General features: G+C 68.8%; 21 protein-coding genes. 16 read left to right on the top strand and 5 right to left on the bottom strand.

What is annotated here, in order from left to right; all coding sequences use genetic code 11:
• Positions 1–16 precede the first annotated feature (16 nt).
• The 6 genes from Q8L83_RS14940 (at position 17) to Q8L83_RS14915 (ending at position 6,522) form a co-directional block, all read left to right on the top strand.
• Entirely contained in the window at positions 17–355 is a 339-nt protein-coding gene (locus tag Q8L83_RS14940; protein WP_305288278.1) for a lipoprotein, read from the top strand.
• A 101-nt stretch (positions 356–456) separates the two neighbouring features.
• The gene (locus Q8L83_RS14935; RefSeq protein WP_305288276.1) at positions 457–1,386 is read left to right on the top strand and encodes a Gfo/Idh/MocA family protein; all 930 of its coding nucleotides are present in this window, start codon (positions 457–459) and stop codon (positions 1,384–1,386) included.
• A 55-nt stretch (positions 1,387–1,441) separates the two neighbouring features.
• The gene (locus Q8L83_RS14930; protein ID WP_305288274.1) at positions 1,442–1,918 is read left to right on the top strand and encodes a glutathione peroxidase; all 477 of its coding nucleotides are present in this window, start codon (positions 1,442–1,444) and stop codon (positions 1,916–1,918) included.
• Positions 1,919–2,133: 215 nt separating this feature from the next.
• The gene (locus Q8L83_RS14925; protein ID WP_305288273.1) at positions 2,134–4,446 is read left to right on the top strand and encodes a TonB-dependent siderophore receptor; all 2,313 of its coding nucleotides are present in this window, start codon (positions 2,134–2,136) and stop codon (positions 4,444–4,446) included.
• Between the two features lie 13 nt (positions 4,447–4,459).
• Positions 4,460–5,731: an aminotransferase class V-fold PLP-dependent enzyme gene (locus Q8L83_RS14920; protein WP_305288272.1), complete on the top strand. Its 1,272-nt coding sequence runs from the start codon at positions 4,460–4,462 to the stop codon at positions 5,729–5,731.
• 92 nt (positions 5,732–5,823) lie between these two features.
• Positions 5,824–6,522: an aspartate/glutamate racemase family protein gene (locus Q8L83_RS14915; protein WP_305288270.1), complete on the top strand. Its 699-nt coding sequence runs from the start codon at positions 5,824–5,826 to the stop codon at positions 6,520–6,522.
• Here Q8L83_RS14915 and Q8L83_RS14910 read toward each other — a convergent pair whose 3' ends face one another.
• The 5 genes from Q8L83_RS14910 to erpA all read right to left on the bottom strand — a co-directional run bounded on the left by Q8L83_RS14910 (position 6,523) and on the right by erpA (position 9,628).
• A complete protein-coding gene (locus Q8L83_RS14910; RefSeq protein WP_305288268.1) occupies positions 6,523–6,855 on the bottom strand; it encodes a hypothetical protein in 333 nt (110 codons plus the stop codon).
• A 71-nt stretch (positions 6,856–6,926) separates the two neighbouring features.
• Positions 6,927–7,619, bottom strand: a complete 693-nt coding sequence (locus tag Q8L83_RS14905) for an NnrU family protein (protein WP_305288266.1) — start codon at positions 7,617–7,619, stop codon at positions 6,927–6,929.
• Positions 7,620–7,670: 51 nt separating this feature from the next.
• On the bottom strand, positions 7,671–8,399 hold the full coding sequence (locus Q8L83_RS14900; protein ID WP_305288264.1) for a hypothetical protein: 729 nt from the start codon (positions 8,397–8,399) through the stop codon (positions 7,671–7,673).
• A 40-nt stretch (positions 8,400–8,439) separates the two neighbouring features.
• Positions 8,440–9,219, bottom strand: a complete 780-nt coding sequence (gene xth / locus Q8L83_RS14895; RefSeq protein WP_305288262.1) for an exodeoxyribonuclease III — start codon at positions 9,217–9,219, stop codon at positions 8,440–8,442.
• Between the two features lie 76 nt (positions 9,220–9,295).
• Positions 9,296–9,628: an iron-sulfur cluster insertion protein ErpA gene (gene erpA / locus Q8L83_RS14890; protein WP_300573711.1), complete on the bottom strand. Its 333-nt coding sequence runs from the start codon at positions 9,626–9,628 to the stop codon at positions 9,296–9,298.
• A gap of 82 nt (positions 9,629–9,710) precedes the next feature.
• Between erpA and Q8L83_RS14885 the strand changes: the two genes are divergently transcribed.
• The 10 genes from Q8L83_RS14885 (at position 9,711) to surE (ending at position 18,303) form a co-directional block, all read left to right on the top strand.
• A complete protein-coding gene (locus Q8L83_RS14885; protein WP_305288260.1) occupies positions 9,711–10,889 on the top strand; it encodes a deoxyguanosinetriphosphate triphosphohydrolase in 1,179 nt (392 codons plus the stop codon).
• A gap of 110 nt (positions 10,890–10,999) precedes the next feature.
• Positions 11,000–11,749: an SPOR domain-containing protein gene (locus Q8L83_RS14880; RefSeq protein WP_305288258.1), complete on the top strand. Its 750-nt coding sequence runs from the start codon at positions 11,000–11,002 to the stop codon at positions 11,747–11,749.
• Positions 11,746–12,762 carry a beta-N-acetylhexosaminidase gene (gene nagZ / locus Q8L83_RS14875; protein ID WP_305288257.1) on the top strand — a complete coding sequence of 339 codons (1,017 nt, stop codon included), beginning with the start codon at positions 11,746–11,748 and terminating at the stop codon, positions 12,760–12,762. The genes Q8L83_RS14880 and nagZ overlap by 4 nt, the downstream gene beginning before the upstream one ends.
• On the top strand, positions 12,762–13,577 hold the full coding sequence (locus tag Q8L83_RS14870) for a ScpA family protein (protein WP_305288255.1): 816 nt from the start codon (positions 12,762–12,764) through the stop codon (positions 13,575–13,577). The genes nagZ and Q8L83_RS14870 overlap by 1 nt, the downstream gene beginning before the upstream one ends.
• Positions 13,574–14,227 (top strand): SMC-Scp complex subunit ScpB, encoded by a 654-nt coding sequence (gene scpB / locus Q8L83_RS14865; RefSeq protein ID WP_305288253.1) that lies wholly within the window; start codon positions 13,574–13,576, stop codon positions 14,225–14,227. The genes Q8L83_RS14870 and scpB overlap by 4 nt, the downstream gene beginning before the upstream one ends.
• 136 nt (positions 14,228–14,363) lie before the next feature.
• The gene (locus Q8L83_RS14860) at positions 14,364–14,576 is read left to right on the top strand and encodes a twin-arginine translocase TatA/TatE family subunit (RefSeq protein ID WP_305288251.1); all 213 of its coding nucleotides are present in this window, start codon (positions 14,364–14,366) and stop codon (positions 14,574–14,576) included.
• 113 nt (positions 14,577–14,689) lie between these two features.
• Entirely contained in the window at positions 14,690–15,280 is a 591-nt protein-coding gene (tatB, locus tag Q8L83_RS14855; RefSeq protein WP_305288249.1) for a Sec-independent protein translocase protein TatB, read from the top strand.
• Positions 15,277–16,173, top strand: coding sequence for a twin-arginine translocase subunit TatC (tatC, locus tag Q8L83_RS14850; RefSeq protein WP_305288247.1), 897 nt, complete (start codon positions 15,277–15,279; stop codon positions 16,171–16,173). Before tatB ends, tatC begins: the two co-directional genes overlap by 4 nt.
• A gap of 76 nt (positions 16,174–16,249) precedes the next feature.
• Positions 16,250–17,530, top strand: coding sequence for a serine--tRNA ligase (gene serS, locus Q8L83_RS14845; protein WP_305288245.1), 1,281 nt, complete (start codon positions 16,250–16,252; stop codon positions 17,528–17,530).
• Positions 17,527–18,303: a 5'/3'-nucleotidase SurE gene (gene surE, locus Q8L83_RS14840; RefSeq protein WP_305288243.1), complete on the top strand. Its 777-nt coding sequence runs from the start codon at positions 17,527–17,529 to the stop codon at positions 18,301–18,303. Before serS ends, surE begins: the two co-directional genes overlap by 4 nt.
• The last annotated feature ends 2 nt before the right edge of the window (positions 18,304–18,305 follow it).

Genomic DNA, 18,305 nt, shown 5'->3' with positions numbered 1-18,305 from the left:
TTCCGGAGAATCCCCGATGAGAGCAGTCCTGTTCGCCGCCCTGGCCGCCACCCTGGCGCTCGCCGCCTGCGGCCAGTCTTCCGACACCTCCAGCGGCGCCACGGCGAGCGCCGAGGCTGAAGCCGTGCCCACCGGGCCTGAGCTGAGCGGCGTCGGCGTGCTGTCCTCCCTGGAAGGCCGGACCGCGGCGATCGACCACGAGGGCGTCGAGGGCGGCCTGCCGGCCGGCCGGACGGAATTCCGCGCCTACGCCACGGTGCTGGCCGAGGTGCCGCTGGAGCCTGGCTCGCGGGTGACGTTCAAGTACCAGGACGCCGAGCCGATGCCGGTGCTGACCGAGCTCACCGCCCGCTGAGGCTTGGGGCGACAGCGTATCGCGGCCTCGGCCTGTGGCGCCGCCCTGGCGGATCATGCTAGGCGGCCCGCACGTCCCCACGACCGAGGCCGGGAGTTGATATGAGCGAGACCCTGCGAGGCGGCGTCATCGGCGCCGGCGTCTTCGGGACCTATCACGCCCGACAGTATGCGCGCCTGCCCGGCGTCGCCCTGGCCGCCGTGCTCGATCCCCACCCGGAGCGCGGCGCGGCCCTGGCCATGCCCCTGGGCGGCCGCGCCTTCACCGAACTGGACGCCTTCCTCGAGGCGGTCGACGTGGTGACGGTGGCCTCGCCCGCCCCCTGGCACACCGAGCAGGCCCTGGCGGCGGTCAAGGCCGGCAAATCGGTCTATGTGGAAAAGCCGATCGGCGTCGATGTCGCCCAGGCCGAGGCCCTGGCCGCCGAAGCCGCCCGCCGCAACCTGGTGGTCGCCTGCGGTCATCAGGAACGGGTGCTGTTCCAGGTGATGGGACTGTTCGACATTACGGCCCAGCCCCTGCGGCTGGAAGCCGTCCGGCACGGCACGCCGTCCGAGCGAAGCCTGGATGTCTCGGTGGTGCTGGACCTGATGATCCACGACCTCGACCTGGCGCTCGCCCTGTCCAGGGCCGCGCCGGTGACGGCCGAGGGCGAGGGCGCCATCTCCCGAAGCGAGTCCTGGGATGTGGCCCGCAGCGAGGTCACCTTCGATGATGGCTTCACCGCGGTCTTCGATGTCTCCCGCGTCGCCGAGGCGCGCCGCCGGACCATGAAGCTGGTCTATCCCTCGGGCGAGCTGGAGATCGACTTCCTGACCCGCGAGTTTCGCAACACCACCGGCTTCGCCCTCAACCCCGACTTCGCCGAGACGCCGGCGGCCAAGGACACCCTGGGCGCCAGCATCGAGGCCTTTCTCGCCGCCGTCCGGGGCGAGGGGCCGCGGCCCGTGGTGACCGCTGACGAAGCCATCCGCGCCCTGGACCTGGCCCTGGCCGTCGAGCAAGGCCTGACCGAAGCCGGCGACCGGTAGCCAAGCCTGGCGGCGTCTGCGCTAGACTGGTCGCCTGCATGAACAGGAGACGCCCATGGCCGACGCCTATGACTATTCGTTTCAAGCCATCGAGGGCGGCGAGCTGCCGCTTGCGACCTTCAAGGACAAGGTGGTCCTGGTGGTCAACACGGCCTCCAAATGCGGACTGACGCCGCAGTATGAGGGGCTGGAAAAGCTCTATGGCGACTATCGCGACAAGGGCCTGGTGGTGCTGGGGGTCCCCTCCAACCAGTTCGCGGGCCAGGAGCCGGGCACCGAGGCCGAGATCGCCGAGTTCTGCGCCACGACGTTTGGCGTCGACTTCCCCCTGACCGCAAAGACCGACGTGAAGGGCGAAACAGCCCATCCCTTCTATCAGTGGGCCAAGGCCGAACTGGGCGACTCCGCCGAGCCGGCGTGGAACTTCCACAAGATCCTGGTGGGCAAGGACGGTCGTCTGATCCGCGCCTTCGGTCCGCGCACCGAGCCGATGGATCCGGAGGTTGTCGGCGCTGTCGAAGCCGCCCTCTAGACATATCGGGGGCAGGTTCGCCTGTCCCCGTTACCCCGACTCCTCAAATCTTCATGCCCCCGTCGCGGGGCTGTCATTCCCCGGGTCCAGAGCGGCGCCGTCGAGAAGGCTCGACGAGGAATCGGGGATAAAGAATGCACTATCTGGGTCTGAAGCGCAGACTGTACGCAACGGTTGCGATCAGCATGGCAATCGGCGCCCTCGGCGGCCAAGCCATGGCCGACGACGCGGCCACCGTCGATGAGGTCATTGTCACGGGCACGCGGGAACTGGGTCGAACCCAGTTCGAGACCCTCGCCCCGGTCGATGTCCTGTCTGAAAAGACCATCCAGGGCTCGGCCACTGCGCAACTCGGCGAGAACCTGGCCCAGCAAATCCCGTCCTTCATCGTCCAGCGCCTGCCGACCTCTGATGGCTTGCAGTTCGTGCGGCCCGCCACCCTGCGCAGCCTGTCGCCCGACCAGACCCTGGTCCTGGTCAACGGCAAGCGTTTCCACCGCTCGGCCTTTCTGGGATCAAGGGGCGCCCAGGGTGCTGACCTGGCCCAGATTCCCTCCTATGCGGTGAAGCGGATCGAGGTCCTGCGGGACGGCGCATCGGCCCAATATGGCTCCGACGCCATCGCCGGGGTCATCAACATCATCCTCAATGACCAGCCGGGCGTGCGCGGCTTCGCCCAGGCCGGGCAGTTCGCCGAAGGCGACGGCGTGACCTATCGCGCCGGTATGCAGGCCGGCGTCGAGATCGGTTCGGCCAACTTCAACCTGACCGCCGAATGGTCGGACGCCGAGGCCACCTCGCGCTCTCGCCAACGGCAGGACGCCATCGATTTCCAGGCGGCCAACCCGGCCCTGCAGGTCCCTAACCCGGTGCAGCGCTGGGGCAATCCGGACCTGGAGACCCGCGCGCTCGGTCTCAATACGGTGGTCGACACCGGCGAAGCCGGCGAGTTCTACGGCTTTGTCACCTATACCGAGACCGAGGGCGTCAACGACATCAACTGGCGCAACCCCGCGGCCAATCCCGGCATCTATGGCGTCACCGCGGCCTTTCCGGGCTTTGACCTGCGCAGCATCTATCCCGCCGGCTTCACCCCCATCGAGGGCGTCGAGTCCGAGGACTATCAGACCCTGGCCGGCTTCCGGGACGTGACGGGGAACTTCACCTGGGACCTGAGCGCGTCCTATGGGCGCAACGACACGGCATTCTTCCTCAACAACACCATCAACGCCTCGCTCGGCCCCAACAGCCCCACCGATTTTGATCTCGGCCGACTGGTGCAGTCGGAATTCAACCTGAACGCCGATGCGGTCTACCGCATGGACATCGGCGCCCTGGCCGCGCCGCTGAACCTCGCCTTCGGCGCCGAGCGTCGTGTGGAGACCTATGCGATCCGCTCCGGCGACCCCGAGTCCTACGCGGTGGGCCCCGGCGCGGCCTTTGGCCTGGCTCCGGCCTCGAACGGCTTCCCGGGCTTCAGCGACATCCAGGCCGGCGAATGGCAGCAGGAGAGCTATGCCGCCTATGTGGACGTCGAGGCTCAACTGACGGACGCCTGGAGCCTGGGCGGCGCGCTTCGCTATGAGGACTTCTCGGAATTCGGCGACACGGTGAACGGCAAGGTCGCAAGCCGCTACGCGCTGACGGACAATCTGGCCGTGCGCGGCGCCTGGTCCAGCGGCTTCCGCGCGCCCACGCCTGGCCAGCTGAACTCCACCAGCACCTCGCAAGGGCTGGACACGGTGACCCTGCAGCTCTTCACCTCTGGCCGGCTGTCGCCAACCAATCCGGTGGCGGCGTTCCTGGGCGCCGAGCCGCTGGAGCCGGAAACCTCCGAGACCATCACCGCGGGCCTGACCTGGCGCACGGACCTGGGTTTCTCCGGCTCCATCGACGCCTACCAGATCGATGTCAGCGACCGCTTCTCGTCTTCGGCCGGGATCACCGTGACACCGGCCATCCGCGCACAGCTGGTGGCCGCCGGCGTGCCCGGCGCCTCGGCCTTCACCCGCATCAGCTGGTTCGCCAACGACTTCGACACCCGCACCCGCGGCGTCGACGTGGTGGGCGCCTATGACCGCAACCTGGGGGCGGGCCGGCTCAATCTGACGGGCGCCTATAACTACAACGAGACCGAGGTCACGGCCGGGTCCATCGCCGCCAATCCGACCCAGCAGCGCCTGTTCGAGGAGTCCCGGCCGCAGCACAATGCGACCGCCTCGGCCACCTACGGCGTCGGGCCTTTCGAGGTCCTGGGCCGTATGCGCTACTACGGCTCCTGGACGGACTCCACCGGCAACGCCACCGGCGACATCTTCCAGGACTTCGGGGCGATGACCTTCTTCGACCTGGCGCTGAGCTACGCCCCGTCGGAGTTCGTCACCATCCGGATCGGGGCCGAGAACGTGCTCGACTCCTATCCCGACGAGGCGGTGTTCCAGGCCAGCCGCGGGCTCGTCTACTCGCGGAACTCGCCCTACGACACCAACGGGGCGATGTACTATCTGCGCCTCGACACCAGCTTCTAAGGGAAAGCCGGTCATGACGAACCTCACGCGACGCGGCCTCGTCGCCGCCGGGCTGGTCCTGGGCGCAGGCTCAGGAATGGCGACGGCGCAGCCCGCCGCGGGGGGAATCGCCCTGGCTACTGACGAGACGTACTGGGCGGGAATCGCCGCCCAGTACGATCTCACCTCCGAAGTGATCCAGCTGGAGAACGGCAACTGGGGCGTCATGGCCCGGCCGGTGCTGGCGGCCTATGAGCGCCACCAGGCGATGGTCAATCGCCGGAACTCCTACTATTCGCGACGCGAATATGGCGACGATCTGGCCCGGGTGCGGGCGCGGGTGGCCGCCAATCTTGGCGTCGCGCCCGAGGAGATCGCCTTCACCCGCGGCGCCACCGAGGCCCTTCAGGCGCTGATCGGCGGCTATAACCGGCTAGGCGCCGGCGACCAGGTGCTGATCGCCGACCTGGACTACGACTCGATGCAGACCGCCATGGCCTGGCTGCGCGATCGGCGCGGGGCCGAACTGGTCCGCATCGGCCTGCCCGAACCCGCCACCCACCAGGGTTTGATCGACGCCTATGCCGCGGCGCTGGAGGCCAATCCCAAGGCGCGGCTGATGCTGCTGACTCAGGTCAGCCACCGCAATGGCCTGCATCTGCCCGTGGCGGAGATCACCGCCCTGGCGCGGGCCCGCGGCGTGGATGTGATCCTCGACGCCGCCCATGCCTGGGGGCAGGTCGAGATGAAGCTGCCTGATCTTGGCGCTGATTTCGTGGGACTGAACGGCCACAAGTGGATCGGCGCCCCCATCGGCGTCGGCGTGCTCTACATCGCCAAGGCCCGCATTCCCGACATCGACCCCTTCATGGGCATTGACGATCACCGTCCCGACGACGTGCGCCTGCGGGTCCACACCGGCACCTCCAACATGGCCGCCTATCTGGCCATGGAGGATGCTCTCGACTTCCACGAGGCCATCGGCGCGTCGGCCAAGGCGGCGCGCCTGACCCATCTGCGCCGCCGCTGGACTGAACCCCTGCGTGGGATCGAGGGCGTGCAGATCCTGACGCCGCAGGACGACCGGCTGGGCTCGGCCCTGGGCGCCTTCCGCATCGCAGGACGCAACTCGCCCGCCGAGAATGGGGCGCTGGCCAAGGTTCTGCTCGACCGCTTCGGGATTTTCACCGTCGCCCGGCACGGCCTGGCCAGCGGCTCCTGCGTGCGCGCCACGGTCAGCCTGTTCACCAGGCCCGCCGACGTGGACCGGCTCGCCCAGGCGCTGCGCGAGCTCGGCCGGGCCTGAGGCCAGCCACGGGGCGCCTGCCCTTGGCGACTCTCCGTGCGAAGGGTTAGGGAAGGGCGTCCGCCAGACTGGTTGAGGGGCCTTTAGAAAGCATGCGTCGTCTGGGCCTGATCGGCGGCATGAGCGCCGAGAGCACGACCACCTATTACCAGCTGCTCAATCAAGGGGTGCGCGCCCGCCTGGGCGGCCTGCACTCGGCCGAACTGCTGCTCTGGTCGGTGGACTTCGCGCCCGTCGCTCAGCTGCAGGCGGCCGGCGACTGGGCCACAGCCGGCGCGCAACTGGCCCAGGCCGCCCATGTGCTGGAACGCGCCGGCGCCGAGGCGGTGATGATCTGCGCCAACACCATGCATCTGGTGGCCGACGAGGTGGCTGCGGCGGTCTCCGTGCCGCTGATCCATATCGGCGACGCCACGGCCCAGGCGCTGGTGGATCAGGGGTTGAAGCGCCCGCTGCTGCTGGCGACCCGGTTCACCATGGAGGAGACCTTCTACCGGGGGCGCCTGGAAAGCTTCGGCCTCGATCCGATGATCCCCGGCGAGGGGGCGCGGGAACGGCTGCACGCCATCATCTATGACGAGCTCTGCCAGGGGGTGATCGATGTCGGCTCGCGCACGGCGGTCATGGCCATCATCGAGCGCGGCCGCGCCGAGGGCGCCGACAGCGTCATCTTCGGCTGCACCGAGCTAGGCCTTCTGCTGGATCCGGACTCGGTGGGCTTGCCGGTGGTCGATTCGGCCTTGGCCCATGTCGGCGCAGCCCTGGATTTCGCCCTGGCCGAGCCGGCCTGATCAGTCGCGACGTTTCCGGTCTGCCTCGGCGTTGATGTATTCCTCAAAGCCGCTGGCCTTGACCGCACGGTCCTCCAATCTGGCGGGAGACGGCGCGCCGGGCGGCGGCTCGCCCAGGGTGAAGGACGGACCTTCGGCGCCGGCCGGGGCTGCGACAGCATAGGGGCTGGGCTGATCCCAGGGCGCGGCGCCGCTCCTCATGGCGGCGTGCGCCTCGCGCTCGGCGTCAGTGACGACTCCATCCCTGTCCGCGTCCGCCGGATGGTGCAGGCGCAGCCCTTGGGCCTGAGCGCCGCCGGCCAGGGCCGCCAGGGCCAGACTCGTCAGAAACAACCCTCGCATCATCGTCTCTCCCCCGGGGCAGACGAACATCCTGACCTGCGGGGCATAAGGGTTCAACCGTCTCAGGGCAGGGCTGCGACGCCAAACAGATAGGGGTGGCCAAACAGCAGGGCGGCATAGACCGCCAAGGCCGCAAGCGGGCGCCACAGGCCGATCTCGCCCAGCTTCAGGGCCTGGCGCTGGGCCAGGATGGCGGCGAAGGGGATGTTCGAGGTCTGCGCGGCAAAGGCGTCCCACTTGGGCCCGAGCGCCCGGCGGCGCTTGGCGTCGATGCTGGTGGTTCCGGCCAGGGCCAGGACCAGCAGCGTGCCGAACAGGGTCATGCTGGCGCGGTCGCCATTGACGATCAGATGGCCGATCGCCCAGATCGCCACGCCCCAGAGGAAGGGATGGCGGGTTATGCGCAGCATGCCTTTCACTGCGTTCTCGCGGTCCAGGACGCCCTCCTGCTTGACGCTGGTGGGATTGGGTGTGGTCAGGCCGAGCACGATGAAGACGACGGCGATCAGCTGCAGCAGGATCTGGGTGTGGCGGGTGGCCGGGCCGACGCCCCAGTACACGGTGTTCCAAACCTCGCCGCGCGCCTGGCCATAGGCGATGATCATCCAGGTCAGGCCGGCGATGGAGAGCAGCGAGAAGAGACCCATGTAGGGGCCTTCGCCAATCCGGCGGACGACGCCGTCACGGACGCTGGTCCCAGAGATCAGCAGATGGATCATCACGAAGAAGGCGGCGGCTGCGGTCAGCTGGAACATGTGGGGCTCTCCAGGATCTGACGCGCACCATCGGCGGATGAATTTACAGCGTCAAGTAAAGGCTTCGTCCTCGTCGCCTTCGAACAGGTCGCGGGTCCGGGGCTCCCGCGGCGGCTCACGACGGGCGGTCGCGGCGGGGCGAGGGGGCGCGGGCTCGGCCTCTTCATCCCAGGGTGGCGGATCGAGGCTGGGCGGCGCAACCCTTGGCGGGGAGGGCGCCGGCGTCGCGACGGTTGGCGCGGCGGCGGCTGACTGGCGCGGGGCGGCCCGGCGCAGGATGGCCTCCACCCGGGCGATCCAGCGATTGGCCTCCTGGATGGCCTCGGCGGGCGAGGGCGCATTGCGGCGTGCTTCGTCGCCGGGCGACCACAGGGCCACCTCGAAGTCCGGATAGCGAGCGTCGTCGAAGACCAGCCTCAGGGTGATCTGGCCGCCGGTGGGGGTCGTCCGCTCCAGGGCGCGGCGGGCCTCGCCGCGATAGGCGCGGGCGCGAACCTCGCCATCGACGATCAGCTCGGCCCCGACCAGCTCATCGATCCGGTAGACCAGGCACCAGGCGCCCTGGTCCCAGGCCACGGCGGCCAGGTTGCGGGCGAAGTTGAACCCGACCCCGCGGCCATTGGCGGTGATCAGGGCGTCGGCGGGCGCCTGCAGGACGTGGCGGAAAGCCCGGCGAATGCGCCGTTCCTCGTCCATGAACCATATGGCGGCGCTGCCGGCGAAGGTCACCGCCGTGCCCGCCAGGGCCAGCCACAGAAGGAGGCGCGCCGTCTCGTCCATGGCGAAAACCTAACCCTGTTCGCCGCAGCCGAGAAGCCGCTTAGAGGTCGAGCTCGATGACCAGGGGCACATGGTCCGACGGCTTTTCCCAGCCGCGGACGTCACGGTGAATTTCGCAGGCCTTGAGGACATCGGCGGCCTGGGGGGAGAGCAGGGCGTGGTCGATGCGGATGCCATGGTTCCGCTGCCAGGCGCCGGCCTGATAGTCCCAGAAGGTGTAGGCGCCCGGCGCCCCGTCAGCCTGCAGATAGGCGTCGGAAAGACCCAGCCACTTCATCGCCCGGAAGGCCTCGCGAGTGCGGGGCAGGAACAGGGCGTCGTCGGTCCAGCGCTCGGGATGCTCGGCGTCGCGGGGCTCGGGGATCACGTTGTAGTCGCCCATCAGGGCCAGGGGCTCTTCCAGGGCCAGCAGATCCTGGGCGTGGCGGTGCAGCCGCGCCATCCAGGAGAGCTTGTAGTCGTACTTCTCGGTGGTCGCCGGATTGCCGTTGGGCAGATAGATCGAGGCCACGCGGACAGGGCGCGGGCCTGAGACAATGGCCTCGATATAGCGCGCCTGTTCGTCGCTCTCATCGCCCGGCAGGCCGCGGCGCACATCCTCCAACGGGGTCTTGGAGAGGAGGGCGACGCCATTATAGGTCTTCTGGCCCAGGACCTCGACATTATAGCCAAGGCGTTCAAAGGCTTCGGCGGGAAACTTCTCGTCGACGCACTTGATCTCCTGAAGACAGGCGACGTCGGGCTTAGCCTCTTCGAACCAGCGGACCACCGTCTCGATCCGCGCATTGACGGAGTTCACGTTCCAGGTGGCCAGGCGCATCGCGGTCTCCAGAGGTCGGGCGAAGCGCGAAGCTAAAGGCGCGGCCGCTCCGGCTCAACGGAATTGGCGGCGGATCTCAGATCGAGAAGCTGACGCCGCAGCCGCAGCTGGACTTGGCGTTGGGATTGCGGATCTTGAACTCTGCGCCCACCAGCTCGTCGACAAAGTCGATCTCCGAGCCCTTGAGCATGATCAGCGACATCTCATCGACCAGGGCGGCCGCCCCATCGCGCTCGATGCGCAGATCGTCCGGTTCGGCCGCGTCCACCAGGTCGAGCTGGTACTGGAATCCCGAGCAGCCGCCGCCTTCGACGGCGACGCGCAGCATAATCGGCTTGCCTTCGGTCTGGCTGATCGCCTTGAGCCGTTCGGCCGCCGCGGCGGAGAGGGTGAGATCGACTGTGGTCATGACCTGTTAAATCAACGCGTGACTTGAACTATATGAGGGCTCCAGCGGCTTCGACCAAGAGGCCCGTCCAAAGAAGGCTTTGATGGCCGCTTCATTACCGTACCGTGTCGCCTATGCCGAAGACTCCGCCGCCTCGCGCGGACGCAAGTTCGAGGAGGCCGAAAGCGCCACCCGCACGCCCTTCGCCCGCGACCGCGACCGCATTATCCACTGCACCGCCTTCCGGCGGCTGAAGGAGAAGACTCAGGTCTTCGTCGCCCATGAGGGCGATCATTTCCGCACGCGGCTGACCCACTCCCTCGAAGTCGCCCAGATCGCCAGGTCCTTGGCTGCGGCCTTGGGCTTGGATGTCGATCTGGCCGAGACCATCGCCCTGGCCCATGACCTGGGTCATCCGCCGTTCGGCCATGCTGGCGAGGATGAGCTTCAGGTGCTGACCCAGGCCTATGGCGGCTTTGACCACAACGTCCAGACCTTCCGGGTGGTGACCAAGCTGGAGCGGCGCTATCCGCTGTTCGAGGGCCTGAACCTCACCTGGGAGACCCTGGAAGGGGTGATCAAGCACAACGGGCCGGTGGCGTCGAAGCTGGATCGCCCATCCTGGAGCGCCATCGCCGACTTCGACGGTCAGTATGATCTGCGCCTGTCGACCTGGGCGTCGGCCGAGGCCCAGGTGGCCGCGCTCGCCGACGACATCGCCTACAACAACCACGACGTGGATGACGGGGTGCAGGCGGGCCTGTTCCACCTGAAGGAGTTGCTGGACGTGCCCCTGATCGGGCCGATCCTGCATCAGGTCTATCGGGACTATCCCGACCTGGATCCCGGCATCACCCGCCTGGAAGCGGTGCGCCGGATGATCGGCGCCATGGTCGACGACGTGCTGGCCGAGACCCGCCGCCGGGCCCAGGTCCATGGCCTGGCCTCGCCGGAGGACGTGCGGATGATGGGCGGCGCCCTGGTGGCCTTCTCCCCGGACATGGTGGAGGACCTGTCGCAACTGCGGGCCTTCCTCATGGAGCGGATGTATCGCCACTGGCGGGTCAACCGCACCCGCAGCCAGGCGCGCCGCATTCTGGCCGAGATGTTCGGTCTCTTCATGCAGGAGCCGGATGTGCTGCCCACCGAATGGTTCGCAAGGTCCAAGGACCGTGACGAGGCCGGCCGGGCGCGGGTGGTGTGCGACTATATCGCCGGCATGACCGACCGCTACGCCATCGAAGAGCATCGCCGCCTTTTCCACCTCGACGTCTGGAATTAGCGCGCAGAACTGCCCCACGGGCCGCGCGCCTCCGATAGACTTGCCGCAAGGTTCCGGCTGATTCGTCCGCCGGGCTATCGACCCCTGTTTTTCCCCGCGGAGCCTTCGCGATGTCCGACCATGATCGCGGCGCCTATACGCCTCCCACCGACGCGCCGCTGTCCTTCGACGCCCGTCAGCCGGTGCGGGGCTCGCGCCCAGCCCCGATGATGCTGGTGATCAGCGCCGTTGTCCTGGTGGTGCTGGTGATCGCCGTTGTGCTGATCTATCGCTCCGGCGCCCGCGAGGCGGGCGATCCGCCCCAGACGGTGGGGACGCCGGTGGGTGAGATGAAGACCGCGCCCTCGCCGGAGGACCAGCCGGTCGATCCGGCCACGGGCCTGCAGATCTATCGGTCCGAGGACGGCGCCCCGGCTCCCGCCGAACCCAACTTCGTGCCGCCGCCGGAAGAGCCCCAGGCTCGCCCTGCGCCCGAACTGCGCCCCTCGGCGCCGGTCACCAGTCAACCTTCCGCGCCGGCTCAGCCCGCGCCGACGCCGGCCCCCCAGCCCGCCGCCAAGGCGCCTGAGCCGACGCCGCCAGCGGCCAAGCCCGCCCCGACCCCCGCGGCCGTGGCGTCGGGCGGCGCCATGGTCCAGGTCGGCGCCTTCTCGTCCGAGGCCCTGGCCGACGCCGGCTGGAGCGACGCCATGCGCGCCCTGCCGGACTCCGCCGCCGGCAAGGGTAAGCGGGTCGAGCCCGTGGAGAGCAACGGCAAGACCCTCTATCGCGGCTATGTCACCGGCTTCTCGTCCCGGAGCGAAGCGACCGCCTTCTGCGACCGCCTGAAGGCGGCCGGCCGCAGCTGTTTCGTCCGGTGAGCATCCGCGCCTGCATCTTCGGCTGCGCAGGCCTGGAGCTGACCGCCGACGAGGCGGCCTTCTTCGCCGACGTGAAGCCGTGGGGCTTCATCCTGTTCAAGCGCAATGTGGACAGTCCCGCCCAGGTGCGGCGGCTGGTGGACGCCCTGCGCGAGAGCGTCGGCCGCGAAGACGCGCCGATCCTGATCGACCAGGAGGGCGGCCGGGTTCAGCGCCTGGGGCCGCCGCACTGGCCAGCGTACCCGCCGGGCCGCGCCTATGGCGAACTGGCAGGCAATGATCCGCTGCTGCGCCGGGAGATCACCCGCCTGGGCGCCCGGCTGATGGCCCACGACCTGGCGGAGCTGGGGATCAACGCCGACTGCGTGCCCGTGCTCGACGTGCCCCAGGCCGGCGCCCATGACGTCATCGGCGACCGCGCCTATGGCAAGACCGCCCAGGAGGTCGCCCTGCTGGGCCGGGCCGCGGCCGAGGGCCTGATCGCCGGCGGGGTCCTGCCGATCATCAAGCATATCCCCGGTCATGGCCGCGCCACGGCCGACAGCCACCTGGACCTGCCGGTGGTGGATGCGGGCCTTGATGAGCTGGAGGCGGTGGATTTCGAGCCGTTCCGCACCCTGTCGGACATGCCCATGGCGATGACCGCCCACGTGGTCTATTCGGCCATCGACCCCAAGCGGCCGGCTACCACCTCGCGCAAGGCGATCAAGCACGTCATCCGCGAGTCGATCGGCTTCCAGGGCCTGCTGATGAGCGATGACCTGTCGATGAAGGCGCTTTCGGGGGACTTCAAGGACCGCACCCGCGCCTCGCTGGCGGCCGGCTGCGACGTGGTCCTGCACTGCAATGGCGACATGGCCGAGATGGCGCCCATCGCCGCGGCCTGCGGCAAGCTCTCGGGCAAGGCGCGGCGCCGGGCGGACGCTGCGCTGGCTCGCCTGGCCCGGCGGCCCGAACCCATCGACCTCGCCGAGGCCCGCGCCCGGTTCGAGGCGGCCTTCGACGGCGGCTGATGAGCGGGCAAGGCTTCCAGCCCCATCTCGACTTCGAGGCCGCGGCCACGGCGGCCGAGGATGGCGAGGCGCTGATCATCGACGTCGATGGCTATGAAGGCCCGCTGCATGTGCTGCTGGCGCTGGCGCGCACCCAGAAGGTCGATCTGCTCAAGCTGTCGGTGCTGAAGCTCGCCGAGCAGTATCTGGCCTTTGTCCATCAGGCGCGGCGCCTGCGGTTTTCCCTGGCGGCGGACTATCTCGTCATGGCCGCCTGGCTGACCTATCTGAAGTCCCGCCTGCTGCTGCCCAAGCCCGAGCGGCCCCAGGCTGAGGAGCCGCCGGCTGAGGAGATGGCCGCCCAGCTCGCCTTCCGCCTGGCCAAGCTCGACGCCATGCGCCAGGCCGCCGAGGCCCTGAAGGCCCGGCCGCAGCTGGGGCGCGACGTGTTCGGGCGGGGCGACCCGCAAGCCATCCAGATCATTCCGTCCATGCGGATCGAGGGCGACCTCTACAGCCTGATGGACGCCTATCTTGACCAGCGCCGTCGCGAGGAGAATCGCCACTACGCGCCCCGGGCCCCCAAGGCCTATCCGCTCGAGGCGGCCCGCGACCGCCTGCGCGGCCTGCTGCCTGAGCTTGACCGCTGGACGCCGCTGGCCGGCGTCGCGCCAATCCGGACCGGGGCGGGTGAGGGGCCTTCGCGGGCCTCGTACCTGGCCTCGACCCTGTCGGCGAGCCTGGAGCTGGTGAAGGAGGGCGCGCTGGAGGCCCGCCAGCTGGAGGCCTTCGCCGATCTCTATCTGCGCGCCCGCCGTGAAGGGGTCGCCGCATGAGCGTGGCTGTCGAACGCGCCCTGGAGGCCCTGCTGTTCGCCGCCGCCGGCCCCCTCAGCGCCGCCGAACTGATCGAGCGCCTGGGACCTGACGCCGACGTGGGCGGGGCGCTGATGGCGCTGAAGGCGCGCTATGAGGGGCGGGGGGTGGAGCTGGTTTGTGTCGCCGATCGCTGGCGCTTCCAGACCGCGGCCGATCTCGCCTATCTGATGACCGAGGCCCGAGAGGAGCCGCGCCGTCTGTCCAAGGCCGCCCAGGAGACCCTCGCCATCATCGCCTATCACCAGCCGGTGACCCGGGCCGAGATCGAATCGGTGCGCGGGGTCCAGGCCAGCAAGGGCACCCTGGATGTGCTGCTGGAGGTGGGCCTGGTTCGCATGCGCGGCCGCCGCCGGACGCCGGGCCGGCCGGTCACCTATGGCACCACCGACGCCTTCCTCGAGCATTATGGCCTCGCCAGCCTTGCAGACCTTCCGGGGATGGCCGAGATGAGGGCCGCGGGCCTTCTGGGCCTGGACCTTCCCCCGGACTTTGCGGTGCCTGACCCCTCGGCGGCGGCGGCCGACGAGGATCTGATGGCCCTGGACAGCGACGCGCCGGAATTCCACACCGACTTCCTGGGCGGAGACGAGGACAGTCAGCCTTCCTGACCACCTTGTGAGCGGGGCTTCGTAAATCCCTTGGCGCCTCACCTTGGCGCTTGGGGGCGGGAGCCGCTATATTGATATGGAATTGAGGGGTGGCGACGCGGTCGCCGAGGACCGCTCAACATAGGAGTTTCGCCTTATGGGCTCGTTTTCGATCTGGCACTGGCTGATCGTCCTCGTCGTCTTCGCCCTCCTGTTCGGGGGCCGGGGCAAGATCTCGTCGGTCATGGGGGACGCCGCCAAGGGCATCCGCGCCTTCCGCGACGGCCTGAAGGGCGAAGAGGCCGAAGAGGCCAAGGCCGAACCCGTCAAGACCATCCCCGAGCGGGAAAAGGACGAGGTCCGCAGCTGATCGCCCGCCCGGTCGCGCCGCGCGTCGGTCGACCTTCGACTTCATCGGTTCAGGGCGCGCCTTGGACCGCACTCCTTACTCCTGGTCTGACAAGGCCCTAGGCGACAACGGCCATGCTTCCCGACATCGGCGCAGGTGAACTCCTGCTCATCGGCATCGTCGCCCTCGTGGTGGTGGGGCCCAAGGACCTGCCGATGCTCATGCGTCGGCTGGGCCAGTTCACGGCGCGCCTGCGGGGCATGGCGGCGGAGTTTCGCGCCAGCTTCGATGAGATGGGGCGCCAGTCCGAGCTGGACGAACTGCGCCGCGAGGTCGAGGCCCTGCGCAGCGGCAAGGTGCTGGACGAGGAGCTCGGACGCACCGACGCCCAGTCGGTGATGCGGGAGATCGAGACCGGCCTGTCCAATGGCGGCATGCAAGTCCACCCGCCGATGGGAAACCCCTATGCCGGCAGCCAGTCTCTGAGTGATCCAGAGCCGGCGGCGCCGACGCCGGAAGCCCCCAAGCCTGCGCCCCCGTCTGAGCCGAGCGCCGCAAAGACCGCGGTGGCCAAGCCGGCCAAGGCCAAGGCGGAGCCTTCCAGCGCGGCTGCGCCCAAGGCGCCCCGGAAAGCAGCCTCGTCCTCCACCGCCAAGGCGACGACCCCCAAGGCGCCGGCCAAGCCCCGCGCGAGCCGGGCCAAGCCCGCCGGAGACAAGGCGTGAGCACAGTGGAAGACGATGACGATCGCGAGATCGAAGCCTCCCGCGCGCCGCTGCTCGACCATCTGGTGGAGCTGCGCAAGCGGCTGATCATCTGCATCGTCGCCTTTGGCGCGGGCTTTGGCGTCTGCTTCGCCTTCGCCGAGCCGATCTATATCTTCCTGCTGCATCCGTTCGAGGTCGCCGCCAGGCTGATGGCCGCGGAGACGGCGGGCGGCGGCCATGGCCCCTTCGCGCTGATCTCGGCGCTCAGCGGATTCACCGACGTGCCGGAGGGCGGGGAAGGGCTGCGCCTGGTCTTCACCGCGCCGCTGGAATTCTTCTTCACCAAGCTGAAGCTGGCCGCCTTCGGGGCGGTGATCCTGACCTTCCCGGTGCTGGCCTGGCAGGTCTACGCCTTTGTCGCGCCAGGGCTGTACAAGCGCGAACGCCGGGCCTTCCTGCCGTTCCTGGCTGCGGCGCCGGCCCTGTTCCTGCTGGGCGCCAGCCTCGTCTATTACATGATCCTGCCGTTCGTCCTGTGGTTCTCCCTGTCGCAGCAGATCATCGGGGACGCCGCTGTGACGGTCGAACTCCTGCCCAAGGTGTCGGACTATCTGACCCTGGTGACCACACTGCTGCTGGCCTTCGGCCTCTGTTTCCAGTTGCCTGTGGTGCTGACCCTGCTGGCCCTGACGGGGCTGGTGAACGCTCAGACGCTCCGCGCTGGGCGACGCTACGCCATCCTTGGGGTGTTCATCGTCGCGGCCATCGTCACCCCGCCCGACCCGATCAGCCAGCTCTCGCTGGCGATCCCGATCATCCTTCTCTACGAGGTCTCCATCTGGTGCGTGCGCCTGATGGAACGCCGTCGCCGGCGTGAGGATGAGGCCGGGACCGACGTGATCCCCACCTAGAGGTCTCCGGCGGGCTTGGCCCCATGGCCGACGCGCTCTAGAGAAGGCCGCTCACCTCAAGAAGACCGCCGGCGCCATGCACGACATCAAGGCCATTCGCGACAATCCCGACCTCTATGAGCAGGCCTGGAGTGCGAAGGGCCGCTCCGGCGTCGCCGCCGAGGCCCTGGACCTGGACGCCACCCTGCGCGCCGCCCAGACGGCCCTGCAGGACGCCCAGAGCCGCCGCAACGACCTGTCCAAGCAGATCGGCCAGGCCAAGGGGCGCAAGGACGAGGCCGAGGCCAGCCGTCTGATGGCCGAGGTCGAGGCGCTCAAGGGCGTGCTCGAAACCCAAGGGACTGTCGAACGCGAGACCGGCGAGGCCCTGCGTGACCTGCTGGCCGGCCTGCCCAACCTGCCGGCCCCCGACGTGCCCCCGGGCGCCGACGAGGACGACAACCAGCAGGTCCGCCGCTGGGGCGAGCCCTTCGCCATCGCCTCGCCCAAGGACCATGTCGATCTCGGCGAGACCCTGGGCCTGATGGACTTCGAGGCCGCCGCCCGCATGAGCGGCTCGCGCTTCGTGGTGCTGAAGGGCCAGATCGCCCGGCTCGAGCGCGCGCTCGGCCAGTTCATGCTCGACCTGCAGACCCGCGAGCATGGCTATCTGGAGGTTTCGCCGCCGCTGCTGGTGCGCGACGAGGCGGTGTTCGGCACCGGCCAGCTGCCCAAGTTCGCCGAGGACCTGTTCCACACCGAAGATGGCCGCTGGCTGATCCCCACCGCCGAGGTCTCGCTGACCAATCTGGTGCGTGACCAGATCACGCCCACCGAAGAGCTGCCTCTGCGGCTCACGGCCCTGACCCATTGCTTCCGGTCCGAGGCCGGCGCTTCGGGTCGCGACACCCGCGGCATGATCCGCCAGCACCAGTTCCAGAAGGTGGAACTGGTCTCCATCACCACGCCGGACCAGTCGGACGCCGAGCACGAGCGGATGGTGGGGTGCGCCGAAGCGGTGCTGAAGGCCCTGGAGCTGCCGTTCCGCACCATGCTGCTGTGCACGGGCGACATGGGCTTTTCGGCCCGCAAGACCTATGACCTGGAGGTCTGGATCCCGTCGGAGGGGCGCTATCGCGAGATCAGCTCCTGCTCCAACTGTGGCGATTTCCAGGGCCGTCGGATGAACGCCCGCACCAAGGGGGCCGGCGACAAGGCGACCCGCTTCGTCCACACCCTGAACGGCTCGGGCCTGGCGGTCGGCCGGACCCTGGTGGCCATTCTGGAAAACTATCAGGACGAGAACGGCGCCATCGCCGTGCCCCAGGCCCTGCATCCCTATATGGGCGGGCTGACCCGGATCGGCGGCGACGCATGAGACTTCTGCTGACCAATGACGACGGCATCCATGCCGAGGGCCTGCAGGCGCTGGAGCGAATTGCGCGCCAACTCTCTGACGACATCTGGATCGTCGCGCCGGAATACGAGCAGTCGGGCGCGTCGCGGGCCCTGACCCTGTCGGAGCCGGTGCGGGTCCGTGAACTCGACGATCGCCGCTTCGCCGTCAGCGGCACGCCCACCGACTGCGTGATGCTGGGCATGAGCGAGCTTATCAAGGGCGCAAAGCCCGACCTCGTGCTTTCCGGCGTCAACCGCGGCGCCAATATCGCCGAGGATGTGACCATGTCCGGCACCGTCGCCGGCGCCATCGAGGGCATGGCCATGGGCGTCCCGGCCATTGCGCTGTCGCAGACTGGCGGCCCCAAGCCCGCCGATCCCTTCTTCGAGGTGGCCGAGACGTTCGGACCGGGTATCGTCAAGCGCCTGCTGGAGATCGGCTGGCCCAAGGACGTGGTCATGAACCTCAACTTCCCCAACCGTCCGTCGGCCGAGGTGACCGAGGTCGAGGTCACGCGCCAGGGCTTCCGCGACGTCCAGGTGCGCCATGCCGAACGGCGCAGCGATCTGCGCGGCCGGGACTATTACTGGATGGGCTTCCGCCAGGAGCGGTCGCAGCCGGAGGAGGGGACCGACCTGCGGGCCATCTACCAGGGCAAGATCTCCGTCACGCCCCTGCACATCGACCTGACCCACGCTGAAACCGTCTTCAAGATGCGCGGCGTCCTGGGCGGCGCGCCGCCAAAGGTCTGACC

The organism is Phenylobacterium sp. (assembly GCF_030680185.1).
Lineage (GTDB): Bacteria > Pseudomonadota > Alphaproteobacteria > Caulobacterales > Caulobacteraceae > Phenylobacterium.
This window is presented reverse-complemented; position numbering and strand designations above follow the sequence as displayed.